Origin of the sequence: Proteus faecis (assembly GCF_030286765.1) — a bacterium.
GTDB lineage: Bacteria > Pseudomonadota > Gammaproteobacteria > Enterobacterales > Enterobacteriaceae > Proteus > Proteus faecis.
In genome coordinates, this window is record NZ_JASVWV010000008.1 from 151,464 (window position 1) to 175,431 (window position 23,968).

Here is a 23,968-nt window from a genome sequence, read left to right on the forward strand (position 1 = left end):
TTTAAATAAATCCTAGCAATTAAATTACTAACTAAATATACAGTTTTTCTGATTTTTAGATAAAAAAATGCCGAGAACAGTTGTCTCGGCATCTTATCATTTTAATGTTTTAGTGAGAAAAGCGTTTCGCTTCTATCACATCAGGCAACTGATTAAGTTTTGCCAAAATACGACTTAATACTTGGAGATTATAAATCTCAATATTCATATCAATGGTCGCAATTTGTTGCTTAACATCACTACGGCTACTGACACCAAGCACATTCACTTTCTCATTGGCTAAAATAGTCGTGATATCACGTAATAATCCACTACGATCATTCGCAACAACACGCACTACTAATGAATAACCGCTGGAATAATTCTCTCCCCATACCGCGTCAACAATACGCTCTGGCGCATGAGAAAGTAATTCAGCAAGTTGCTCACAATCAGCACGGTGAATCGAAATACCACGACCTTTGGTAATAAAACCAACAATATTGTCACCCGGAATAGGCTGGCAACAACGTGCAATATGGTGCATTAAGTTACCCACCCCCTCAACGACAATACTACTACCTGAACCAGTGGTTCTTGGTGCTGGCGTTTTGCTTTCGAGTGTCCGCAGTGCTTCTTTATCTTCATCTTCCGCAGTGGCTTTATTTAATTTACTTTGAATAAAGTTCACTAATTGATTAATTCGGATATCACCGACACCAATCCCAGCTAATACTTCATCAACACTATGCACGTTATAACGCGCAATCAGCAGTTTTTCTGCTTCTTTCATATTGATATCCATATGCGCCAATTCGTTATCTAAAATCTGACGCCCTGCAAGAATATTTTTATCGCGATCCTGCTTGCGGAACCAATTGTGAATTTTTGCACGTCCACGGCTTGTCGTGACATAACCTAAATTAGGATTTAGCCAATCGCGGCTCGGGTTAGGATGTTTTTGCGTGATAATCTCAATTTGATCGCCCATTTGTAGCTGATAGCTAAAGGGCACAATGCGCCCGCCAATTTTCGCTCCAATGCAGCGGTGCCCCACATCACTATGAATATGATACGCAAAATCAAGCGGTGTTGATCCTGCAGGTAAATCAACCACATCACCTTTTGGCGTAAAGACGTAAACCCTATCATCAAACACTTGGCTACGAACTTCATCCAGCATTTCGCCAGAATCCGCCATCTCTTCTTGCCATGCAATCAGTTTACGTAACCATGCAATACGGTTTTCATAACTTCCTGTACCGCCTTTCGTTGTCGCGCCTGTGGCGCCTTCTTTGTATTTCCAGTGCGCAGCCACACCCAGCTCGGCATCTTCATGCATTTGGCGAGTACGAATTTGAATTTCAACCGTTTTACCTTCTGGCCCTAACACAACGGTATGAATAGATTGATAACCATTTGGCTTTGGATTTGCCACATAATCATCAAATTCATCAGGTAAATGACGAAAATGAGTATGCACAATCCCTAATGCTGCATAACAATCTTGAAGACGTTCAACAACAATACGTACCGCTCTTACATCAAATAATTCATCAAATGCCAAGTTCTTTTTCTTCATTTTGCGCCAGATACTATAGATATGTTTGGGGCGACCATAGATATCTACATCAACATTTTCTTCTTTCATATAACCACGTACCGTACTGACAAAATTATCAATATACTGTTCGCGATCGATACGACGCTCATGAAGCAAGCTTGCTATTTTTTTGTATTCATCAGGATGAAGATAACGGAAACAAAAATCTTCTAATTCCCATTTTAATTGACCAATACCCAATCGGTTGGCTAACGGCGCATAAATATTAAAACACTCTTTAGCAGCCAGTACGCGCTCATCTTCTGTGGCATCTTTGACTTCGCGTAAATGGGCTATACGCTCTGATAGTTTAATGACTACACAACGGAAATCTTCTACCATAGATAACAGCATACGACGCACGTTATCTACCTGAACTGAGCTTGTTTCATTGGTATGTGTCGCTTTTAATTGGCGTATGGCGTCCATTTCCATAACACCACGTACTAAGCTCCAAATAGCATCACCAAAGTGTTCTGTGACGATTTCCTGATCAATAAGATTTTCTTCAGCAAGAGGGAAAAGAAGCGCTGCCCTCATGCTGTCTTTATCCATGCTGAGTGTCGAAAGAAGCTCAACCATTTCAACACCACGCCACAATAACCGTTCGGCATCTTCACGCCCTTGAACAGTACGATGGCAGTATTCCCAGGTTTGCATGATTTCACTACCCGCATTGGCATGAGTTAAGTTCAAGCTGTTAACCCATTTATCAACAGCAAACTCTCCCGCAGGTGTTAAGTGAGCACTTCTTACTGCAACCATATTCTCTCCCTACACGGTATAAATCTTATTTGCGACTTATTTACTGGCTAACTGTTTATTATCGACTCAAATTATTTTCGACTAAACTGTGCCATTGATTCCAGATGACCCGTTTGTGGAAACATATCCAACATTTTTAAACCGGTTAGCTGATATCCAGAATCTAATAATATCTTACTATCTCTGGCTAACGTGGTCGGATTACAGGAGACATACACGATTTTTTCTGCAGATAACTTCACTATGTGTGACATTACCTCCAGCGCTCCTGCTCTTGCAGGATCTAACAACACTTTGTTAAACCCTTCTTTCGACCACGACATCGCAGAAAAATCAGCCGATAAATCTGCATGCCAAAAATGCGCATTACCTAGTTGGTTTAGTTTTGCATTCTTTTTCGCCATTTCAACCAGTGCAGGTACACCTTCTATACCCACAACTTCACTGACACGTTTTGCAATAGGTAAAGTAAAGTTACCCATACCACAAAACAGATCTAACACGCGATCTTCTAGCGATAAATCAAGCCATTCAATAGCTTGAGCAACCATCTGAGAATTTATTTCATCGTTTACTTGAATAAAATCAGTGGGTGCAAAACGTAAATTTAGACCTTCTATTTGATAGAAGGGTTCCTGCTCAATTGGAGTTAATCGTGCTATCTCGCTATTATCACCTGCAAGATACATCGTAACTTGATAAGTTTGAGAGAAATCACGCAAACTCTGTTTATCATGCTCAGGCAATGGAGATAAATGACGTAAAATAACTAATGGTCCATTATCAGCAAGCACCATTTCAACATGCCCTAAATCACGCGCTGATGTTAATTTGCTAAGGCATGTCCAAAGAGGAGGCAATAAATCATTTAATTGAGTTTTTAACACTGGGCATTTTTTTATCATCACCAAATCGTTCGAGCGCTCTTGGCGAAAGCCCATTACCAACCCTTTTTCAGGTTGATAGCGCAATCCTAATCTTGCTCTACGACGATAACCATATTCAGCGCCTGCAATAACAGGCTCCGCTGAAATAATCACCCCAGTTTCACGCTTAATAAGGTGCGATAACACACTGGCTTTTGTTGTACGTTGTAGCGCAATAGGCACATGTTGCTGCTGACAACCACCACAACGATCATAATATTCACAATGCGGTTTTATGCGCTGTTCACTGGTCGTTAAACGCTTAATAACTTCGCCTTTAGCAAACTGGCGCTTTTCTTCTGTTAAACGAATACGAGCAGTTTCTTGTGGGAGTAATCCTTTTACAAAAATTGTTTTGCCCTCAGCATGAGCAATACCTTGACCATTTGCATCCAATGCACTGGCGGTCACTTCCAGAATCATCGCCTGTTTTTTCGCAGGACGTTTTTTAGGGGAATAAAACTGCACCATAGTATTAAATTAAGTATCAATAATGAATTAACAGTGAAATGACATCGTTTTAAAATACGCTGTATTTTTTCAGCGTGACATGAATGACTATGCATTTCAGAAGAAAACATAAAGAGAGTATAACATCGAACAAGTTATTTACTTAACTGATATAAGCAATATTTTTGTTAATTTGATAAATCTTTTAATGATAACAACCTAAGGCACTCGTTTTATGAATTTTATATTGTTCTATAACTAACAAATATTATATATAACTTTTATATTGAATATATTTACAATTAATAACATCTATTTTCTGTTATTTTAATAAATCTTTATTATCACTAAGAAAAGTCTAAAATTTATCACCAATCAATTAGATAGCGTTTTTCTTAATGATTACAAATTAATCACAAACCATTAATTTTCTATATTCTTCATAAGCACAATGATCTGTCATTCCACTGATATAATCTTGAATTAATCTTGTACGATAATAAAACTCTAAGACTTTACCTTTTTCAGTATTTATATCATTTAGCTTTTCTAACATTTCGTTATAAGCTAGTTTATGTTTCACAGAAAGCTTATGATATAAACGCGTCTCAATAACATATTTAGGATGTTCGTTATATTTATGCAATCTTAAAAAATCTTCCGTTGATAATAAAAGCAAGGGTTTATAGATATCAAGTAACCCACTAATCACGCGATATCCTTTCATTTCAAGTTCTTCAACTTCAGGATGGCTAAACACCCATTTTTTAGCCACACTTTTTAATGTTGTTAATAAACGGTGCTCAGCACTATCCCCTTCCAATAAGGCGTGGTTAAAACTCCCTTCATAAACTTGAGGAAGATTTTTTATAAAACGGTAGGCAGTATAAGGGACTAATTTCCCTGTAATATAAACTCGTAAATACATAAAAAACTGATCTTGCATACTGCGCTTAGCTTCATTTTGATCGACTTTTTTATAAGCACGATTAACGGTTATATCAAATAAATCACCTTCAGTGACATCGCCATTTTCACGCCATGCATCACGTAAAAGCTGAACAAGACGGTTAATATCAAAAATCCCCTTTTCTACCGCATCATCTAAATCCGCAATACAATAAGAGATGTCGTCAGCAGCTTCCATAATATAAGTGAGAGGAAAGCGACAAAATTCCCCCATATCTAATTTTTGTTGTACTTCTTTTACAAATGCTAATTCAGACCAATAATACCCTGGTTTTTTCATTAAATAGCTATATTCTTTAGGAACATCACCTTGCCAATAAGCAGGACGAGTGTATTTCAATACACACCCAATTTGCGCATAGGTTAAATTCAATTTAAGCAGATGATGTGCCATTCGGATAGCTTGAGCATTACCTTCAAATTGACATAAATCTTGGCGTAAAGTTTGTCGCAATTCATTTAATTGCACTTTAGCTGAATACTGCATAGGGACAAATGGGCAACAGTCGAATTCGGCCGTCGCCTCTGGTGATAATACTTTTTGAAACCAATGTTTAATTGCCGCTTCACCAAAATGACCAAAAGGTGGGTTACCAATGTCATGCATTAAACACGCCATCTCAATTAAACTCTCAAGGCTATCAATACGCTCATTTAAGCCATACACTTCAAGCTTATTTTGTTTTTTTAACTCACCAATAATTTGCTTCGCGATATAACGCCCTATTTGTTGAACTTCGAGAGAATGAGTAAGGCGACTGCGTACTGCGGAATTTGTCTCTAAGGGAAAGACTTGTGTTTTTTGTTGTAAACGACGAATAGCGGCTGAGTTAATAATACGCCCTCGATCACTTTCAAATTGTCGAGAAACCTGAGTTTCATCATTAATATCGATGTCACTGCTGTTGTATTTACGTTGATAATTTAACTTCAGCTTAAAATCGATCATTCCTATCCTCTTTCTGGCTTAAATGAAACGAATTCTCTATTCTTTGTGTTATATCGTGTTTTTCCGATAGATGTTAAACTCTATTTAAATTTTATTTATTCTTAACCTACAAGTGAGTATGACACAATGAGAGTTGGCGTAATAGGTGCAATGGAGCAAGAAGTCACACTTCTGCGTGATAAAATTGAAGATTGCCAAATCTTATCCCGTGGCGGTTGTGAAATCTATACAGGTAAAATTAACGGTGTTGATGTTGCATTACTAAAATCAGGTATTGGTAAAGTTGCAGCCGCGATCGGCACAACATTATTACTTGAGCATTTTCGTCCTGATGTCGTTATCAATACTGGCTCTGCGGGTGGCTTAGACTCAAGATTAAATGTCGGTGATATCGTTGTTTCAACAGAAGTGCGTTATCACGATGCTGATGTGACTGCGTTTGGTTATGAACCTGGTCAAATGGCACAATGCCCTCCCGCTTTTATTGCAGATCCCAAACTTATTAGCATCGCAGAAGAGTGTATTGAATCACTAAAATTAAATGCAGTTCGTGGTTTAATTTGTAGTGGTGATGCTTTTATTAATGGTGCAGAACCTTTAGCTCGGATCCGTCGCACATTCCCAGATGTTGTGGCCGTAGAAATGGAATCAACCGCAATTGGCCATGTTTGCCATCAGTTCGATACACCATTTGTTGTGGTTCGTGCTATTTCTGATGTGGCTGATAAAGAATCACACTTAAGTTTTGATGAATTTTTATCTGTTGCCGCAGAACAATCAAGCTTAATGGTGACAGCGATATTGGATAAATTAAAAGACTAATTAAGTCGAGATAATCTTAATACCGCTTTATCAATACCCCGCCTTTCTTTTTTACTTATTCTAAGATAAAAAATAGGTGGGTATTTTTTTATTATTGGAAAAGTAATGCGTTTATTTATTAATCTTGGGTTATTACTCTGCCCATTATTTTGGCTCAATTTTGCTATTGCTACCACGCCTGTTGATCGTGTTATTACGCTATCGCCTTCAGCCACTGAAATGGCTTATGCTGCGGGTATGGGTAATAATATTGTCGGAGTTAGTGCTTACTCTGATTATCCAGAGGCGGCTAAAAGTATTGAACAAGTGGCCAATTGGCAGGGCATTAATATCGAGCGCATTCTATTATTAAAACCTGATTTAATCATTGCATGGCGAGGCGGTAATCCACAACGTTCGTTAGATCAATTAAAAGCCTTGGGTATTCCTATCATTTATTCTGATCCACAAAGTATTGAAGAAATCGCAGACGATCTTATTACTCTTTCCAGTTATAGCCATCATCCTGATATTGCTTTAAAAAATGCCCAACAATTGCGCCAGCAATATCAGGCATTACAGCAACAATATGCATCAAATATATCGCATCACGCCAAGAAAAAAGTATTTATTCAATTTGGGATGCAACCATTATTTACTACATCAAATAGCACATTACAGAGCCATATTACGGAACTTTGCGGTGGAGAGAATATCTTTGCTAACAGCCCGGTGGCATGGCCTCAAGTAAGCCGAGAGCAAGTACTTACAAAGCAACCTGATTTGATTATATTCAGTGGTAAGGCAGAGCAAATACCTACAATAAAAGCATTTTGGCAACCTCAACTCACTGTACCCGTTATTGCCATTGATGAAGACAGTTTTAGCCGACCTGCACCACGTATTATTAATGCAGTACAGCAAATTTGTGAGGCAGTGGCGAAAAGTTAAATTACGTTTTGTTGAAAAACGAGAAAGGATTTAACAATAGGAAATTGAAAGTTTAAGGTTTTATTCTTAGGTGTTGTTCTTAAAAATTTATCTTTAAAAAATCCCACCGACAAAAGTCGTGAGCGAGCAGTGCAACGAAGCAGGTAGCGTGCAGTAAGCGAAGCATACATTAGTATGTGAGTATTACGAGCACAGCTCTAACGCCGTGGCATACTACACAGCCACGACGCCAAAGAAAAATCAGATACTAAAAGAAGAACCACAACCACACGTGCTCTTAGCATTAGGATTCGTCACAATAAAACGCGACCCTTCCAATCCTTCGGTATAATCCACACAACCGCCCACTAAATACTGCAAACTCATTGGATCAACCACTAAAGCAACACCTTGTTTTTCTATGGTCATATCACCTTCATTCATTGCATCATCAAAGGTAAAACCATACTGGAATCCGCTACAACCGCCACCCGTGATATAAACACGTAAACGCAGATTTGGATTTTCTTCATCTGCAATCAGATCTTTTACTTTATTTGCAGCCGCGTCAGTAAATTGTAACGGCAGAGCCATATCATCACTCATTGTTCACTCCAGACTGGGTATTCCAGCAAAAAAACAGCCAGCAAAAAATTTATATTTCTTGCTGATATAATGTGATGATTATCTAATACCTGCTCATAACCTTCAAGTTTGTTGTGGACAAAATACACTTTTTGCTACCTATCACTTTTTACGATAAACCACGTACCCACAATAACAGTGAGAAATCAAAATCTTGTTGCCGTAATTTGGCTTCATCTGCGTGGTGCTTTAGAATACGCCTTAATCTTACGCTCACCCATCATTAGGAGTCTGACATGAGCAAGTCTGAAACGCTTTATAATCTCGCACAACAAGTGATCCCTGGCGGTGTCAACTCACCTGTTAGAGCATTTAACGGTGTAGGTGGAACCCCTCTTTTTATTGAACGTGCTAATGGTGCGTATATTTATGATGCCGATGGACGTGCTTACCTTGACTATGTTGGCTCATGGGGACCAATGGTTCTAGGTCATAATCACCCTGCTATTCGTGATGCTGTTACTGATGCGGTACAAAAAGGATTAAGTTTTGGTGCACCAACAGCAGCTGAAGTTGAAATGGCTAATCTCGTTACCGAACTAGTACCTTCAATGGATATGGTTCGTATGGTGAACTCAGGCACAGAAGCAACAATGAGCGCGATCCGCCTTGCTCGTGGTTATACTGGCCGTGACAAAATCATTAAATTCGAAGGTTGCTACCACGGTCATGCAGATTGCTTATTAGTAAAAGCAGGTTCTGGTGCATTAACTATGGGCCAACCTAATTCACCGGGCGTACCCGCTGATTTTGTCAAACACACTTTAACTTGCACTTACAACGATTTAAATTCTGTACGCCAAGCCTTTGAAAACTACCCAGAAGAAGTCGCTTGTATCATTGTTGAACCAGTTGCGGGCAATATGAACTGCGTACCCCCTAAAGCAGACTTCTTACCCGGTTTACGTGCATTATGTGATGAGTTTGGTGCTTTACTGATCATTGATGAAGTAATGACAGGCTTTCGTGTAGCATTAGGTGGAGCACAAGCTTATTACGACGTTGATCCTGACTTAACCTGCCTCGGTAAAATCATCGGTGGCGGTATGCCGGTTGGTGCATTTGGTGGGCATATGGAAGTGATGTCTAAACTGGCACCTATTGGCCCTGTTTATCAAGCGGGAACCTTATCAGGCAACCCAATTGCAATGGCAGCAGGTTTAGCGTGTTTACACGAAGTATCACAACCGGGTGTTCATCAGACATTAGATGAGCTAACAACTATGCTCGCTGAGGGTTTACTGGAAAAGGCGCAACAAGCAGGCATTCCAATGGTTATCAACCATGTTGGAGGTATGTTTGGTCTGTTCTTTACAGATGCAAAAGAAGTGACTTGCTATCAAGATGTAATGAATTGTGATGTTGAGCGCTTTAAGCAATTCTTCCACTTAATGTTAGAAAAACGCATCTACCTTGCTCCTTCTGCATTTGAAGCAGGCTTTATGTCTATCGCACATACCAAAGAAGATATTCAACGCACTATTGATGCCGCGGAATATGCATTTGGAAAAATGAAACGCTAATACCTATCTATTTTGACAAAAAACAAACGGCACTGACGTGCCGTTTTTATTTTAGCTAATCTACGTGATCACTTACTCAGAAAACAGATCTTGTAACCACTTTGGTGCGCCACTTTCATCGGTATCTTGCTGAACAGGTGTGCACAATCCATCTGGATTGGCTGTCCATACAGGTAAAGTACGAACACCACCGCCATAACAAGCAAAGTTCCCTTGAGCATCAACAGACATCTCTGCGATATCTTCTGGTGCTGGTGGATTTAGTTTCAGCGGTGCCTGATTCTCTAAATAGTTACGATACAGCAACAATGCCCCTGTTGACCCCGTTAAATTCGTTGGGCCATTATTATCGCGCCCCATCCATGAGATCGTCACTTCCTTACCATCAATCCCTGCAAACCAACTATCGCGGAGATCGTTTGTCGTACCCGTTTTACCAGCAAGATTGTAATTACCAAATTTTGGTTTTAATACACGCCATGCTGTCCCTGAATTCACGACTTGTTGCATACCAAACAACGTCATATAAGCCGCTTGAGGTGAAACCGTCGTTTCCGCTTGAGGATAACTTTGGTAAAGCACGGTACCATCTTGAGCAATAACAGAACGCAATGATGATAGTTTTGCTCGATTACCTAAACTACCAATTGTTTGGAAGGTTTGAGCGACTTCCATTGGTGTTAAGTTTAATGCGCCTAATAGCATCGCTGGCACTTTTTCCAGATTTTCTGCGGGTGCACCTAAGTTAATCCAAGTTTGGATCACGCGATCTAACCCGACTTCTAAACCAAGATTTACAGTCGGTATATTGCGTGAAGTCGCTAATGCATCCACCAACATTAATTTACCTTTATAACCACGATCATAGTTACGAGGTTGCCAAGGTTTGCCTCCTGGAATAGGCACAGATATTGGCTCATCAGCAAGCCATGTATTTAAACGAAAACGCTCAGGTTCACTTAATGCCGTTAAGTAGGTCGCAGGTTTTGCCAAAGAGCCAATAGAGCGACGAGCCGATAATGCACGGTTAAAGCCCGCATATTGTGGTTGAGAGCCACCCACTAATGCTCTCACCTCACCACTTAAGCGATCCACAACAACCATCGCCCCTTCAAGATCGTCAATCTTACGCACTTTACGTATATCGGCAACGCCCACTTCAACTGCTTTTTCAGCGGCATCTTGCGAGACCGGATCTAATGTAGTGAAAATTTTTGTACCCGATAAATCTTTTACTTTATCGCCTAGGGTTGTTTGTAACTCTTGACGAACCAATTGCATAAATGCCGGTTGAGGCGTTAACGCTTCACTACGTGGTTTCACACCTAAAGGACGAGCACTCAGCACATTGTAAAGCTCTTGGTCGATTATCTCTTGGGTTTGCAGCAGTTTTAATACCACATTACGACGCTCTAACGCAGATTTTGGGTTACGCCATGGGTTATAAGCAGACGCACCTTTAACCATACCCACTAAAAGAGCTTGCTGATCAAGGCTTAATTCATCAACGGGACGACCAAAATAGTAAAGGCTAGCTAAAGGGAAGCCTCGAATTTGTTCATCACCACTTTGCCCTAAAAAAACCTCATTAAGATACAGTTCTAAAATACGATCTTTGCTATAACTCGCATCCATAATGATCGCCATATAGGCTTCATTAAGCTTTCTTTTTAACGTTCTTTCGTTAGTCAAAAATAGGTTTTTCACTAACTGTTGCGTTAAGGTACTCCCGCCTTGAACCGCTTTACCTGCGCTAAAGTTTGCTAATACTGCGCGTCCAATCGAATAAAGGCTAATGCCATCATGCTCATAAAAACGGCGATCTTCTGTTGCAATTAGCGTATCCACTAATAATTGTGGAAATTTATCTCTTGCTAAGAATAAGCGTTGTTCACCATTTGCAGATTGCATCATGGTAATTAACTTAGGATCAAGACGGAAAAAACCAAACTGCCGTTGATTATCCATGTTAGTAATACTAACCAATGAATTCTGCTCAAAGGCTAATTTAGCTAAAATTTGCTCTTCACGACCATCAGGAAAATCGAAAGGTCGGCGCAACATCTCAATCGTGTTGCCTCTTACCACAAATTCGCCAGGACGAGTGATTTTGTTAACATTGCGGTATTGCATACCCTCGAGTAAGCTCACCATCTCTTTTTGGCTATAATTCATGCCCGGCTCTAAGTTAACGGTACGTCCGTAAACCGCAGCGGGTAATTCCCAAACATTGCCATCAAGGCGCTCTTTGATTTGAGAATGTAAATAAACCCCATAAATCCCCATTAAAACCGCAACCACAATGGCGATTTTGACAAATAACCAAAACCAAGAACGACCTCTTTTGGTTTGTTTCACTGGTCTTTTCTTTCTACTCATGAACGGTATCTCTCATTAAAACCCCTTTATCACGGGATAAAGAAGCCTAACATTGTCGCTATTTTTCTATGTGATCCCACAAGAAAGCTCTCAAATAGGGATAATCTACGATAAAAACTTAAATTAACTTATTGGCTATATTTTTTTACTCGTCGAGTCGGTGCCGTATTCGCCGGATCATCAGGCCATAAATGCTTGGGATAACGTCCTTTCATCTCTTTTTGCACTTCTTTATAACTTCCTGCCCAAAATGTCGCCAAATCGTGTGTTTTTTGGATAGGACGATGGGCTGGTGACAATAATTCCATGACGACAGGCAATTGACCATTCGCAATAATAGGGCTTTGTTGTTCGCCATAAACTTCTTGAATACGAATAGCAATCACCGGAGGTGACTCCAAATCATAAGTAATCATCACTTTTGTTCCTGTTGGCGCCAAATAATGTGTCGGAAATAAGCGTTGAAGCAACTGATTTTCATGCCAAGTTAATTGATTTTTAATAATTGTATTAATATCAATTTGTTGTAATGCTTTTAATGTCTGAATTTCCCCTAGTTCAGGTAAAAGCCATGTTTCTAAATTTTCAAGTAACACTGTTTCTGCTAAATCAGGTAATAAGGCTTCTGGACACCATTTTTTCGCTAAAGCAAGTCGTATAAAAAGCTGTTGAGTCTCTTCACTCAGCGCTAAAGCCTTTAAACCGTTATCTCTCAGCCAATTCAATAATGCTTGTTGCATTTGTTGCTTATTTGGTTTGTCTAATTGTCGCTGACTTAAAGTTAATCGCCCTAATTGACGCTGTTGCCATGCAACCAATGTGCCTCGTTTTTCATCCCATTCAACTGTGGTATTATTTTCAATAAGCTCAGGAAAGATAGCTGATATTTCATCGATATCAATGGGTAGCGCTAATAAAATGCGCACATCGGCATAATGTGCATTTTGTAGTAATAACGGCGCTAAGATCCACTGAGTATTACTCATAGCGTGCGCATCATCCATCATGGCACCTTGCCCATTTGCCAAACGAAAACGTCCTTGATTATCACGATTTTTAGCAATCCTATCAGGAAATCCAACCGCTAATAGTACACCTAACAATTCAGGACAAAACGTCCCTTTCCGATGTTGAGAAAGCTGTTTTTCACGTCGTGTCCAGAACATGTTTTTCTGCTGAGAAACCCATTCTAGATTAATTTCCTGTCCTCGTGGAGGCTCTTCTAAGATTGCACATAAACGTGCAGCTGTCGCAAGGTGATTGTCACTTAGCTCACTCGCATAATCCAAAATCGCCGCTAATCGAGGTTCAATCCCCCATTGCGCCATGCGTGTTCCCCGATGTGTTAATCCACCTTGTTTATTTATCGCACCTAAACGATACAGTAAATCTTTAGCTGCATATAATGCTTGTGGGGTTGGTGTATCCAACCAACTCAACTGATTAATGTCACGACATCCCCACTGCAAGACGGAAAGCCATAACGACGATAAGTCACTACTTAAAATTTCAGGTATTTGGTGAGAAGCAACACGCTCTGCCTGCTCTTGGCTGATTAAATGCCAGCAAATACCGGCCTCAAGACGCCCAGCTCGTCCGGCTCGCTGTGTTTGTGACGATTGGCTAATCCTTTGACGCAATAAGCTAGTGACACCACTTTTCAAATCAAATTGAGCGCGTTTTTCAATGGCACTATCTAGGACTAAACGGATCCCTTCAATAGTCAGACTGGTTTCTGCAATATTGGTAGCAAGTACGATCTTTCGATAACCTTTTTCTGTTGGCTCAATCGCTTTTTGTTGTTCCGCTAATGAAAGAGCACCATAAAGTGGGAAGAGTAAAATATTGTCATCCACTTTATCCTTTAGAATATCTGCAACGCGTACTATTTCTGCACTTCCCGGCAAGAATATCAGCATAGAGCCGGTTTCTTGCGCCAATAATCGCAACGCCATTGTGGCAATTTCTTGTTCGAAGGGTTGATACGAATTGATAGGAAAATAGGCTCTTTCAACGGGATAACTACGCCCTTGCGCACTGATCATAGGGGCATCAGGTAGTAGTGAGGTAATTTTTTGATTATCTAAGGTCGCGGACATAATCAAAACACGCAAATCATCACGTAATCCCATCTGTACATCGAGCAATAGCGCTAGTGCTAAATCCGCTTGTAAACTACGTTCATGAAATTCATCTAAAATCACAAGGCTTACGCCAGTCAACTCCGGATCTTGCTGTAACATCCGGTTTAATACGCCTTCTGTTACTACTTCAAGTCGAGTTTTTGAGCTAACTTTGCTTTCCGCTTTCATACGATAACCTACCGTATTTCCAACTTCTTCATTTAGCTGATTTGCTAAACGGTAAGCAATACTTTTAGCGGCTACTCTCCTTGGCTCTAATAAAATTATTTTTCCATCAAAACAATTTTGCTCCAGCAAATAGAGGGGTAACGCCGTGGATTTACCGGCACCTGTAGGTGCATGAAGCAAAACTTGTGGGGATTGTTTTAACGCAGTAACGATTTTTTCTGTTACATCAAAGATTGGCAATAAATGCACACGGGCTCCATGGCTCATTAACTTTCTTGACTAGGCATTGTAGCATTAGCGCTTTATTAAAGGTCATACTTTCATCGGAGTGATCATGAAATTTGAGCAACCGCTACAATCTGCCACTTTACTAAAACGATATAAGCGTTTTTTAGCAGACGTTGTTACCCCTAATGGGGAAGAATTCACGCTTCATTGTGCCAACACAGGTGCAATGACGGGATGTGCAACACCGGGTGATACCGTTTGGTACTCCACCTCTTTGAATGCAAAAAGAAAATATCCACACAGCTGGGAACTGACTCAAACTCAAACCGATGATTGGATTTGTGTAAATACCTTAAGAGCGAATGGGATAATTGCTGATGCGATTGAGGCAGGTGACATTCCAGAATTATCCGAGTATGACGAGATAAAACGAGAAGTGAAATACGGTAGTGAGAATAGCCGTATTGATATTTTACTTAAATCAAATCATAAAGTTGACTGTTATATTGAAGTGAAGTCAGTCACCTTACTCGACAACGGTATGGGTTATTTCCCTGATGCAAAAACAGAACGTGGTCAGAAACATCTTCGAGAGTTGACCGCTATCGCAAAATTGGGTTTAAGGGCTGTCTTATTCTACGCAGTTCCCCATACTGGAATTATGGAAGTGACTGTTGCTAAAGAGATTGATCCTAACTATGCTTCACTGCTAAAAGAAGCATGTGATGCGGGGGTTGAAATCTTGTGTTATCGCATCAATATTAGTGAATACAATTTAACAATCGGACAGCAATTACCTTTTATTTCAAATGGTTAATTGAAATTCATGGTGTTAGTTAATCATTTTTTAACTAAAAAGGGATATTTACTTGCGTGCCTTCACACCATGAGAAAACTTATTAAAGGAATAATTGCTATCCTCGCGGGCATCTGCTATTTATAGCGCCCTATTTTTTCCCCTTCCTATTTTTAAGGTGGGGATTATTCAGAAATGCGTATGTAGGAGAAGCATTATGCAAGAAGGGCAAAAGCGTAAAACATCGTCCATGAGCATTCTCGCTATTGCTGGCGTTGAGCCATATCAGGAAAAAGCGGGCGAAGAGTACATGAACGAAGCCCAATTAGCGCATTTTAAGCTAATACTTGAATCTTGGCGCAATCAGCTCAGGGATGAAGTCAACCGCACCGTTACTCATATGCAAGATGAGGCGGCAAACTTCCCTGATCCCGTTGACCGAGCTGCACAAGAAGAAGAATTCAGTCTTGAGCTGCGTAACCGTGATCGTGAACGTAAACTCATTAAGAAAATCGAGAAAACACTGAAGAAAGTCGAAGATGATGACTTTGGTTTCTGTGAATCTTGTGGAGTTGAAATCGGCATTCGCCGTTTAGAAGCTCGTCCTACAGCCGATTTATGCATCGACTGTAAAACATTAGCTGAAATCCGTGAAAAGCAGATGGCTGGCTAATAATGAGTAGACGCCTCAACCTAATACGTTGAGGCGTTAATCTGAATCTTTCGATGCACGAGATTACAGACTATATTGGGCGCTTTGCGCCATCACCAACGGGTCAACTTCATTTTGGCTCATTGGTTACTGCACTTGGCAGTTATCTTCAAGCTCGTGCACACCACGGGCGTTGGCTTCTGCGCATCGATGATATCGACCCTCTTAGAGAACCTCCCGGCACTGCATTCCAAATTATTCGCACATTAGAACATTATGGTTTGTTTTGGGATGAAGAGATCCTCTATCAATCGCAACGCCATGATGCTTACCGTGAAATTTTACACACCCTTTGGAAAGAAGGTGTTTGCTACCACTGTCATTGTAGCCGTCATCGTTTACATGACTTAGGGGGCGTGTATGATAACCACTGCCGTCATCGCGAGCCACTAACGAATAATGTTACACCTTTCGATAAAGAGAGTGCATGGAGATTGATCCAACAGCATCCCGTTTATCATTTTGAAGATGTCATTCAAGGTACATATTATTCAAAAAGTACGTCTATCGTATTAGAAGATATGATTATTCACAGAAAAGGTAACTTATTTGCGTATAATCTAGTAACAGTGATTGATGATAATTATCAGGGTGTAACCGAAGTTGTTAGAGGTGCCGATCTACTTGATCCCACGCTGCGACAAATCAGTTTACATAAACAACTGAATTTACCTATCCCACGTTATGCTCATTTACCTTTAGTAATAAATCATGACGGTAATAAATTATCAAAACAAAATCACGCGCATGCGTTACCAGATACTGATCCAAGACCTGTCATTATCGATGCTTTACGGTTTCTTAATCAGCCCATTATTGCAGGTTGGCAAGATTATTCGTTAACATCATTGCTAGAGATTGCGATAGCACAGTGGTCACCTTCTGAGATTTTAAAACAAAATCATCAGCAACAAAGGTATGAATAAACCACACAAAGCATTCTCAAAAAATGTTCAGTAGGCTATGATTAGCCGCTTAATTTTTTAATTATTAGAATTTATTATTCGAGGTGTCATATTTTTAATCGAGTAGCACATTTCTGCCGTAATCTGCTAGGGCGACAAACACCGTCATCAGACACACAACCGGTAGCAAGTGAAAGGCCAGTCACTGCATCTGACCGACCAATACAAGAAACACAGAAACCTGTGCGTCGGCGTCCTGCTATATCCGCAGACCGTCCCCGTAAGAAAAAGAGTAATAAAGAAAAGGCGAACGGGAGTGATTTGCCAATGACTGTGATCCCAAGAGATCAACACCCAATTTCACGTAAAGACATCAGTGATAATGCATTAAAAGTGCTTTATCGACTAAATAACTCTGGTTTTCAGGCTTATTTAGTGGGAGGTGGTGTCCGTGACTTATTACTGGGAAAAAAACCAAAAGATTTTGATATTGCCACTAATGCAACACCTGAAGATGTACGTCGATTATTCCGTAACAGCCGTTTAGTCGGTCGTCGTTTTCGTCTTGCTCATATTATGTTTGGCCCTGAAGTGATTGAAGTTGCGACTTTCCGTGGTTCTCATGAAGATCATGAAGTTTCAGACAACAACCAATCCCAGCAAGCACAAAGTGGCATGTTACTGCGTGACAATATTTTTGGTTCAATTGAAGAAGATGCCATTCGCCGTGACTTTACATTAAACAGTCTCTATTACGGCGTTGATGATTTTGCTGTACGTGATTACGTTGGCGGTTTAGCGGATCTGAAAGCAGGTATTATTCGTTTAATAGGCGATCCTGAAACGCGTTATCGCGAAGACCCTGTCAGAATGCTTAGAGCAATTCGCTTTGCCAGTAAATTGGATATGCAAATTGCGCCAGAAACTGCAGAGCCTATTAGCCGATTAGCTCCTTTATTACGTAATATTCCATCGGCTCGTCTTTTTGAAGAGTCGCTAAAATTATTACAAACAGGGCAAGGCTACAAAACTTACAAGTTAATGTGCCGTCATCAATTACTTGAACCACTGTTTCCGCTAATTGCGTCTAAAATGACAGAGCAACATGATACGCCAATGGAGAGAATGATAGATCAAATTCTCAAAAATACGGACTACCGCATCAATAAAGAGATGCGAGTCAATCCGGCGTTCTTATTTGCGGCAATGCTGTGGTATCCATTAATTGAACATGCCGAAAAATTAGTCCAAGAAAGTGGTCTTTCTTACTATGACTCTTTCTCTATGGCGATGAACGATATTTTAGATGAGCAATGCCGTACTATTGCGATCCCCAAACGCATTACCACAACCATGCGTGATATCTGGCAATTACAGCAACGTTTACCTAAACGCCAAGGCCGTCGTGCAAATAAATTACTTGAGCACCCTAAATTCCGTGCAGCGTTCGATTTACTGGAATTACGAGCCAACGTACAACGCAATCCAGAGCTTGAAGCGTTAGCAAGTTGGTGGGCTGATTTCCAAGAGTCTAACAATACACAACAGCGCTCAATGGTGTCTGAATTAGGTCAAGCGCCGGTTCGCAGACGTCCACGTCCACGTAAACGCCCTCGTCATCCAAGTGCAAAACCAGCATCCAGACAAGAGAGTACCAATGAATAAACAAAAAAAACGTGTTTATATCATTTTGGGAAGTAATTTGAATTCACCTGAAAACCAGGTGAATTCAGCGATTAAAGCAATTAGTGAGATCCCACAAACAACATTAATTGCACAATCATCTTGGTATCGTACTCGCCCGATGGGACCACAAGATCAGCCTGATTATCTTAATGTCGCGGTTGCGGTTGATACAACATTAGCACCAGAAGAGCTACTTAATAACACGCAAGCTATTGAATTAGCACAAGGTCGTGTTAGAAAAGAAGGCAATCGTTGGGGACCAAGAACGCTTGATCTTGATATTATGTTATTTGGTAATGACGTGATCCAAACCGAGCGATTAACCGTACCTCATTACGGGCTTAAAGTGCGTGAATTTATGCTTTATCCTTTAGCAGAATTAGCCCCTGACCTTCGTTTTCCTGACGGTGAGTTATTAGCAGATAGATTGGCGTTAGTGCCTAAAAATGGCATGGAAAAGTGGTAATTTCACACTAATACGTTCTTAATGCTAAAGGTTGATACTGTAAAAAATAGACACAGTATCAGCCTATCTCTTCTCTTTAGCTTTCCCTCGATTTTTCAAACTTAACTCTCCTTCTCAATTTTTAAACTCTTTTGTATTTATTTTTTACATATAACAAACTGATAAATATAAACAAAAATTATCATTTGTTATTTTTTATTACTCATTTAACTACTTTTTCTTCGTTTTTAGCCCTTAGATGCTACAATCGAAAGCGGCTTTATTTTGATAATCTAATATTTTCTTTAATAAACAAATAATTATGTGAAGTAATTAATTTTATCTACACACCAAAAACGACACTGATGGAGTTTTTTACAATGAAACCCACTACGCTTTCAACGCTGAACCGCTATAAGCAAGAAAAGAAAAAATTTGCCACACTCACTGCTTATGATGCAAGTTTTGCTCGCCTTTTTGCACAAGAAGGTATTCAAGCCATGTTGATTGGTGATTCCTTAGGAATGACACTACAAGGTCATAACAGCACCTTACCCGTTACTGTTGAGCAAATTGCCTATCACACCCGATGCGTAAGAGCCGGTGCGCCTAATGCCTTCTTAATTGCAGATATGCCCTTTATGTCTTATTCAACACCTGAACAAGCTTGCCTTAATGCCGGCATTTTAATGCAAGCAGGGGCTAATATGGTAAAGATTGAAGGGGGTAGCTGGTTAATACCGACAGTAAAAATGCTCACCGAACGTGCTGTTCCGGTCTGTATTCATTTAGGATTAACACCACAATCCGTGAATGTGTTTGGTGGCTATAAAGTTCAAGGCAGAGAACTAGCAGCCGCAGAACAATTAAGACAAGATGCCATGTCACTTGAAAGTGCAGGTGCCCAACTGGCTGTTTTAGAATGTGTTCCCGTTACTCTAGCTAAGGCAATTACAGATGTATTGACCATGCCGGTTATTGGCATTGGTGCGGGAAATGTTACTGATGGCCAAATTCTCGTTATGCATGATTTATTAGGATTAACGCCACAGCCTCCAAAATTCTCTAAAAACTTCTTGCAAGAAGCAGGCTCTTTGCAAGGCGCCGTTAGCCTGTATGTTCAGCAAGTAGAGCAAGGCCTATTTCCACAAGAACAACATACATTTAACTGATTTATTATCTTAATTTATAAACATCGTTTAAAGGAGTCACGCCATGCTAATTATTGAAACTACGCTTATCTTACGCAGAGAAATCAAGCGATTAAAACAAGAAGGTAAACGCATTGCATTGGTTCCAACTATGGGTAATCTTCATGAAGGTCACCTGAAACTCATTGAAGAAGCCCGTATTCACGCAGATGTCGTGATAACGTCTATCTTTGTTAATCCACTTCAGTTTGATAGAGAAGCAGATTTAGCAAACTACCCTCGTACTTTACAAGAAGATTGCGAGTTACTGCGTGATAAACATGTCGATATTATCTTTGCACCTTCAGCGAAAGAGATGTATCCACACGGAATGGAAAACCAAACCACTGTTGATGTGCCTGTATTGTCTACAGTATTAGAAGGTGCAAGTCGTCCAGGTCATTTCCGTGGCGTCACAACAGTTGTCAGTAAACTTTTTAATCTTGTACAACCTGATGTCGCGATGTTTGGTGAAAAAGACTTCCAACAACTGCAAATTATCCAAAAAATGGTAAACGATTTATGTATGGATATCAGCATCGTTCCTGTTGCTATCGTACGTGACAAAAATGGTTTAGCACTCAGTTCGCGCAATCGTCTATTATCTGATAATGAAAAACAGCAAGCTCCTGCACTTTACCAAGCAATGCAAGAAATCGCAGAACAATTAAAGTCGGGGGATCATGATGTTAATCATCTACTGCAAAATGCAAAAAACACTTTAGAACAAAAAGGTTTTCGTGCAGATGAATGCTTTATTTGTGACGCAGATACACTCACACCATTAAATGAAGAGAGTCGTCGAGCTGTGATTTTAATGGCTGCATGGCTGGGTAACACTCGTCTTATTGATAACCAACAAGTTAACCTTGTTTAATCTTCATTATTAGAAAAATAGGAAACACAACTATGCTACGCACTATGTTACAAGGCAAACTTCATCGCGTAAAAGTCACACAAGCAGATCTTCATTATGAAGGCTCTTGCGCGATTGATCAGGATTTTATGGATGCGGCAGGCATTCTTGAAAATGAAGCGATCGATATTTATAACGTAGATAATGGAGAACGCTTTTCAACTTACGCCATTTGTGCGGAAAGAGGTTCACGAATTATTTCAGTTAATGGTGCGGCTGCACGTAAAGCTGCGGTTGGCGATCGCTTAATTATTTGCTCTTATGTCCAAATTCCTGATAGTGATGCGCGTAGCCATAAACCCAATATCGCCTATTTTGAAGACAACAATGAAATGAAGCGCATAGCCAAAGCCGTGCCAGTTCAAGTTGCTTAATCAATAAAATATTGCATCTTCCCATAGGCAGAAGCGCCCTGCTTATGGGAATAATTCACAAGAACAATAAATAATCCATTATTATTTGCTTGTCACGATTCACCTTGATAGAAACGAGATATAAGGTTCAAAACCGAGTTTCTTCTCCATTTTTCCTCGCTTATCTTTCTGTAGCTTGTTATAAATCATATAAGTATTGTCTGACTACTCCCTGACTAATAAAAAATTATGATAAAAGTTGCTTTAGTAGATGATCACATTGTTGTGCGTTCTGGTTTTGCACAACTCCTAATGCTAGAACCCGATATTCACATCGTGGGTGAATATTCTAATGGGCAAGAGGCATGGCCTTATTTAGCACATGACGATATTGATGTTGCCGTGATGGATCTCTCTATGCCCGGCGAAAGTGGTCTACAACTACAAAGTCGTTTAAAACAAAAACGTCCTGATTTTCGCACGATCATTTTAAGTATTTACGATACCCCAGCCTTTGTTCAAAGCGCACTTGATTCAGGCGCTCGCGGTTATTTAACCAAACGTTGTGGCCCTGAAGAATTAGTGCAAGCCGTGCGCGCTGTACATCAAGGTGGCTGTTATCTTTGTTCTGATGCGATGAAAGCATTGCGACAAACACCCGAAAAAGAAGATGCACTCCATGCTTTAACCCCCCGAGAAAGAGAGATTTTTAATCTTTTAGTTCAAGGTGTGAACGTCAAAACAATCGCTGTGCAACTTAATCTTAGCCATAAAACCGTACACGTTCATCGCGCTAATGTACTAGGTAAATTAAGCTGTGAAACGACCATCGATTTAGTTCATTTCGCCTTAAAAAATCAGTTGATCACAGGATCGCTGTAACATGAAAAGGGGACTGCGTTTTCTACTTCAATCCCTCTTTTTATTACTCACCTATTCTTTACTTTGGCTATCACTTTGGGTGATTGGCTTCTATTTAAGTAAAAATGGACAACAAGCGGCTCTTTTCTTACCTCAAGGTCTCCGATTAGCCCTAATCATTTTACTCTGGCGCCGTTTTTGGCTACCGATGTTATTTGCAGAATGGGGGCTTTATTACTGGTTAGCACAAGAGCAATTAATTACCCACGCCATCATTTATCTCTCACCAATACTCAGCCTTGTTGTTGCGCTAGAAGTTCAGCGTATTTGGTGGCGATACCCTCTTTACTGGCAACGCTTAACCCTATTAATTGGTGCTGTAGGCTTTAATAGCCTGCTACAAGCCTTTATTCTCAGTTTCTTTATTAATACCACCAGCGGGATTTTCCTCACATCTGTAACCGGAGGCATATTACTCGCACCTTTTGTCTTTTTACTTTATGAATATCTTCGTGAATTACAAAGTCGCGCCTTAGTTTCTGATGGTACTCCCGATCCTCCGCTAAGAACCTCCTTGCTAATGTGGGGATTTCTATTTTGTCTTATCGGATTAAGTGCTCAGTTTTTCTTAACACCCGAAATAGAACGTTTATTAGTTATCCTTGTTTTTATTCCTAATGTCTTTATGGCTTATCGTTATGGTTGGCAAGGTGGCGTATTATCCGCACTATTAGGCAGTTTAATTATTACTTTTGCTCGCCAAGTTAATGGCGCATTTAATGATTTGCGTGAGTTAGAAATGTTCTTAACCACACAAGCTATTATCGGTATTGGTTTAGGGATTGCGATTAGTCGCCAACAGCAACTTGCTCATAATTTACGTCATTATCGTTTACGTCTAGAACAAGAATTACAAGCCCGTCGTGAACTAATGGAAAAACTGGTTCATACCGAAGAAGATGTTAAAAAAGCCATTGCTCGCGAATTACATGATGAAATTGGACAAAATATTACAGCGATCCAAATTCAATCAATGCTAATCAAAAGAACCGCAGATAACGACAAAACACGTCAAACCGGAGAGCAAATCGAACGGCTTGCACTACAAATTCATCAATCTACACGTCAACTACTCCGACAATTACGCCCTCCTGTTTTAGAGGAAATGTCGCTTGAGAAAGCCCTTCATCATTTAATCAATGAATTTGCTTTTGATGACAACGGTATTACTTGTAATTTTAATTACTCATTAGATAAAGAGCCTGAAAACGAAACCATTATTTTTACCCTCTATCGTTTAGTACAAGAGTTATTAAATAATATTAGTAAACATGCTAACGCAACCTATATTGACGTTTCATTAACCCAAAACAAAAACCGTCTACGGCTGATCATTAGTGATAATGGTATTGGTATGCTCCCCACATCATTATCAACACAACAAAGTAGCGGTTTTGGATTACGTGGCATTGAAGAACGCATTCGCGCTTTAGGCGGAGAATGGGAAGTGATAAATCATCACGGTACGAAAATAATTGTTAACTTACCCACAAATTCAAAAGAAAACAATGAAAACTAAGAATAAGTCTTAGTCATCTACAACCTTATCTCATTCTTTTTCTCGACATTTTTTTTACATTTGCAA

Annotated in this window: 18 protein-coding genes and 1 pseudogene; 13 read left to right on the plus strand and 6 right to left on the minus strand. The window is 39.9% G+C overall.

Annotation, left to right across the window (positions count from 1 at the left end; all coding sequences use genetic code 11):
* Window positions 1–109: 109 nt before the first annotated feature.
* The 3 genes from relA to dgt form a co-directional block, all read right to left on the minus strand.
* The gene (relA, locus tag QSH13_RS11970) at window positions 110–2,347 is read right to left on the minus strand and encodes a GTP diphosphokinase (RefSeq protein ID WP_109407068.1); all 2,238 of its coding nucleotides are present in this window, start codon (window positions 2,345–2,347) and stop codon (window positions 110–112) included.
* Between the two features lie 71 nt (window positions 2,348–2,418).
* The gene (gene rlmD, locus QSH13_RS11975; RefSeq protein WP_109397055.1) at window positions 2,419–3,744 is read right to left on the minus strand and encodes a 23S rRNA (uracil(1939)-C(5))-methyltransferase RlmD; all 1,326 of its coding nucleotides are present in this window, start codon (window positions 3,742–3,744) and stop codon (window positions 2,419–2,421) included.
* A 388-nt stretch (window positions 3,745–4,132) separates the two neighbouring features.
* On the minus strand, window positions 4,133–5,641 hold the full coding sequence (gene dgt / locus QSH13_RS11980) for a dGTPase (RefSeq protein WP_286039153.1): 1,509 nt from the start codon (window positions 5,639–5,641) through the stop codon (window positions 4,133–4,135).
* A gap of 126 nt (window positions 5,642–5,767) precedes the next feature.
* Between dgt and mtnN the strand changes: the two genes are divergently transcribed.
* Both mtnN and btuF read left to right on the plus strand, forming a co-directional pair.
* The gene (mtnN, locus tag QSH13_RS11985) at window positions 5,768–6,463 is read left to right on the plus strand and encodes a 5'-methylthioadenosine/S-adenosylhomocysteine nucleosidase (RefSeq protein WP_109397057.1); all 696 of its coding nucleotides are present in this window, start codon (window positions 5,768–5,770) and stop codon (window positions 6,461–6,463) included.
* A 105-nt stretch (window positions 6,464–6,568) separates the two neighbouring features.
* Window positions 6,569–7,393 (plus strand): vitamin B12 ABC transporter substrate-binding protein BtuF, encoded by an 825-nt coding sequence (gene btuF, locus QSH13_RS11990; protein WP_109397058.1) that lies wholly within the window; start codon window positions 6,569–6,571, stop codon window positions 7,391–7,393.
* Window positions 7,394–7,633: 240 nt separating this feature from the next.
* Here btuF and erpA read toward each other — a convergent pair whose 3' ends face one another.
* Entirely contained in the window at window positions 7,634–7,978 is a 345-nt protein-coding gene (gene erpA / locus QSH13_RS11995) for an iron-sulfur cluster insertion protein ErpA (RefSeq protein ID WP_006534944.1), read from the minus strand.
* Between the two features lie 275 nt (window positions 7,979–8,253).
* Between erpA and hemL the strand changes: the two genes are divergently transcribed.
* The gene (gene hemL, locus QSH13_RS12000; protein ID WP_109397059.1) at window positions 8,254–9,540 is read left to right on the plus strand and encodes a glutamate-1-semialdehyde 2,1-aminomutase; all 1,287 of its coding nucleotides are present in this window, start codon (window positions 8,254–8,256) and stop codon (window positions 9,538–9,540) included.
* A gap of 72 nt (window positions 9,541–9,612) precedes the next feature.
* Here hemL and mrcB read toward each other — a convergent pair.
* Both mrcB and hrpB read right to left on the minus strand, forming a co-directional pair.
* Window positions 9,613–11,919: pseudogene (gene mrcB, locus QSH13_RS12005) on the minus strand (bifunctional glycosyl transferase/transpeptidase); the annotation flags it as partial.
* 128 nt (window positions 11,920–12,047) lie between these two features.
* Complete coding sequence (hrpB, locus tag QSH13_RS12010) at window positions 12,048–14,480, minus strand: ATP-dependent helicase HrpB (protein WP_286039213.1); 2,433 nt, start codon at window positions 14,478–14,480, stop codon at window positions 12,048–12,050.
* An 85-nt stretch (window positions 14,481–14,565) separates the two neighbouring features.
* Here hrpB and sfsA point away from each other — a divergent pair, with 85 nt between their 5' ends.
* The 10 genes from sfsA (at window position 14,566) to QSH13_RS12060 (ending at window position 23,902) form a co-directional block, all read left to right on the plus strand.
* Entirely contained in the window at window positions 14,566–15,276 is a 711-nt protein-coding gene (gene sfsA, locus QSH13_RS12015) for a DNA/RNA nuclease SfsA (protein WP_109397061.1), read from the plus strand.
* Window positions 15,277–15,472: 196 nt separating this feature from the next.
* Window positions 15,473–15,928 carry an RNA polymerase-binding protein DksA gene (dksA, locus tag QSH13_RS12020; RefSeq protein ID WP_023580786.1) on the plus strand — a complete coding sequence of 152 codons (456 nt, stop codon included), beginning with the start codon at window positions 15,473–15,475 and terminating at the stop codon, window positions 15,926–15,928.
* 53 nt (window positions 15,929–15,981) lie between these two features.
* Window positions 15,982–16,893 (plus strand): tRNA glutamyl-Q(34) synthetase GluQRS, encoded by a 912-nt coding sequence (gene gluQRS, locus QSH13_RS12025; protein ID WP_109397062.1) that lies wholly within the window; start codon window positions 15,982–15,984, stop codon window positions 16,891–16,893.
* A gap of 90 nt (window positions 16,894–16,983) precedes the next feature.
* A complete protein-coding gene (pcnB, locus tag QSH13_RS12030; protein ID WP_369961646.1) occupies window positions 16,984–18,537 on the plus strand; it encodes a polynucleotide adenylyltransferase PcnB in 1,554 nt (517 codons plus the stop codon).
* Entirely contained in the window at window positions 18,530–19,024 is a 495-nt protein-coding gene (gene folK, locus QSH13_RS12035; protein ID WP_109397064.1) for a 2-amino-4-hydroxy-6-hydroxymethyldihydropteridine diphosphokinase, read from the plus strand. Before pcnB ends, folK begins: the two co-directional genes overlap by 8 nt.
* Before the next feature lie 359 nt (window positions 19,025–19,383).
* Complete coding sequence (gene panB / locus QSH13_RS12040) at window positions 19,384–20,175, plus strand: 3-methyl-2-oxobutanoate hydroxymethyltransferase (RefSeq protein WP_196544168.1); 792 nt, start codon at window positions 19,384–19,386, stop codon at window positions 20,173–20,175.
* 43 nt (window positions 20,176–20,218) lie between these two features.
* Complete coding sequence (gene panC, locus QSH13_RS12045) at window positions 20,219–21,070, plus strand: pantoate--beta-alanine ligase (RefSeq protein WP_109397066.1); 852 nt, start codon at window positions 20,219–20,221, stop codon at window positions 21,068–21,070.
* A 32-nt stretch (window positions 21,071–21,102) separates the two neighbouring features.
* The gene (panD, locus tag QSH13_RS12050) at window positions 21,103–21,483 is read left to right on the plus strand and encodes an aspartate 1-decarboxylase (RefSeq protein ID WP_036932765.1); all 381 of its coding nucleotides are present in this window, start codon (window positions 21,103–21,105) and stop codon (window positions 21,481–21,483) included.
* Between the two features lie 228 nt (window positions 21,484–21,711).
* Window positions 21,712–22,344 (plus strand): response regulator transcription factor, encoded by a 633-nt coding sequence (locus tag QSH13_RS12055; protein ID WP_109397067.1) that lies wholly within the window; start codon window positions 21,712–21,714, stop codon window positions 22,342–22,344.
* Window position 22,345: 1 nt separating this feature from the next.
* Window positions 22,346–23,902, plus strand: coding sequence for an MASE1 domain-containing sensor histidine kinase (locus QSH13_RS12060; protein ID WP_109397068.1), 1,557 nt, complete (start codon window positions 22,346–22,348; stop codon window positions 23,900–23,902).
* Window positions 23,903–23,968 lie beyond the last annotated feature (66 nt).

What these genes read in the sequence shown, in the direction of transcription:
- relA (WP_109407068.1), bottom strand. Translation starts at nt 2,347, where the DNA reads ATGGTTGCAGTAAGAAGTGCTCACTTAACACCTGCGGGAGAGTTTGCT.
- rlmD (WP_109397055.1), bottom strand. Translation starts at nt 3,744, where the DNA reads ATGGTGCAGTTTTATTCCCCTAAAAAACGTCCTGCGAAAAAACAGGCG.
- dgt (WP_286039153.1), bottom strand. Translation starts at nt 5,641, where the DNA reads ATGATCGATTTTAAGCTGAAGTTAAATTATCAACGTAAATACAACAGC.
- mtnN (WP_109397057.1), top strand. Translation starts at nt 5,768, where the DNA reads ATGAGAGTTGGCGTAATAGGTGCAATGGAGCAAGAAGTCACACTTCTG.
- btuF (WP_109397058.1), top strand. Translation starts at nt 6,569, where the DNA reads ATGCGTTTATTTATTAATCTTGGGTTATTACTCTGCCCATTATTTTGG.
- erpA (WP_006534944.1), bottom strand. Translation starts at nt 7,978, where the DNA reads ATGAGTGATGATATGGCTCTGCCGTTACAATTTACTGACGCGGCTGCA.
- hemL (WP_109397059.1), top strand. Translation starts at nt 8,254, where the DNA reads ATGAGCAAGTCTGAAACGCTTTATAATCTCGCACAACAAGTGATCCCT.
- sfsA (WP_109397061.1), top strand. Translation starts at nt 14,566, where the DNA reads ATGAAATTTGAGCAACCGCTACAATCTGCCACTTTACTAAAACGATAT.
- dksA (WP_023580786.1), top strand. Translation starts at nt 15,473, where the DNA reads ATGCAAGAAGGGCAAAAGCGTAAAACATCGTCCATGAGCATTCTCGCT.
- gluQRS (WP_109397062.1), top strand. Translation starts at nt 15,982, where the DNA reads ATGCACGAGATTACAGACTATATTGGGCGCTTTGCGCCATCACCAACG.
- folK (WP_109397064.1), top strand. Translation starts at nt 18,530, where the DNA reads ATGAATAAACAAAAAAAACGTGTTTATATCATTTTGGGAAGTAATTTG.
- panB (WP_196544168.1), top strand. Translation starts at nt 19,384, where the DNA reads ATGAAACCCACTACGCTTTCAACGCTGAACCGCTATAAGCAAGAAAAG.
- panC (WP_109397066.1), top strand. Translation starts at nt 20,219, where the DNA reads ATGCTAATTATTGAAACTACGCTTATCTTACGCAGAGAAATCAAGCGA.
- panD (WP_036932765.1), top strand. Translation starts at nt 21,103, where the DNA reads ATGCTACGCACTATGTTACAAGGCAAACTTCATCGCGTAAAAGTCACA.
- QSH13_RS12055 (WP_109397067.1), top strand. Translation starts at nt 21,712, where the DNA reads ATGATAAAAGTTGCTTTAGTAGATGATCACATTGTTGTGCGTTCTGGT.
- QSH13_RS12060 (WP_109397068.1), top strand. Translation starts at nt 22,346, where the DNA reads ATGAAAAGGGGACTGCGTTTTCTACTTCAATCCCTCTTTTTATTACTC.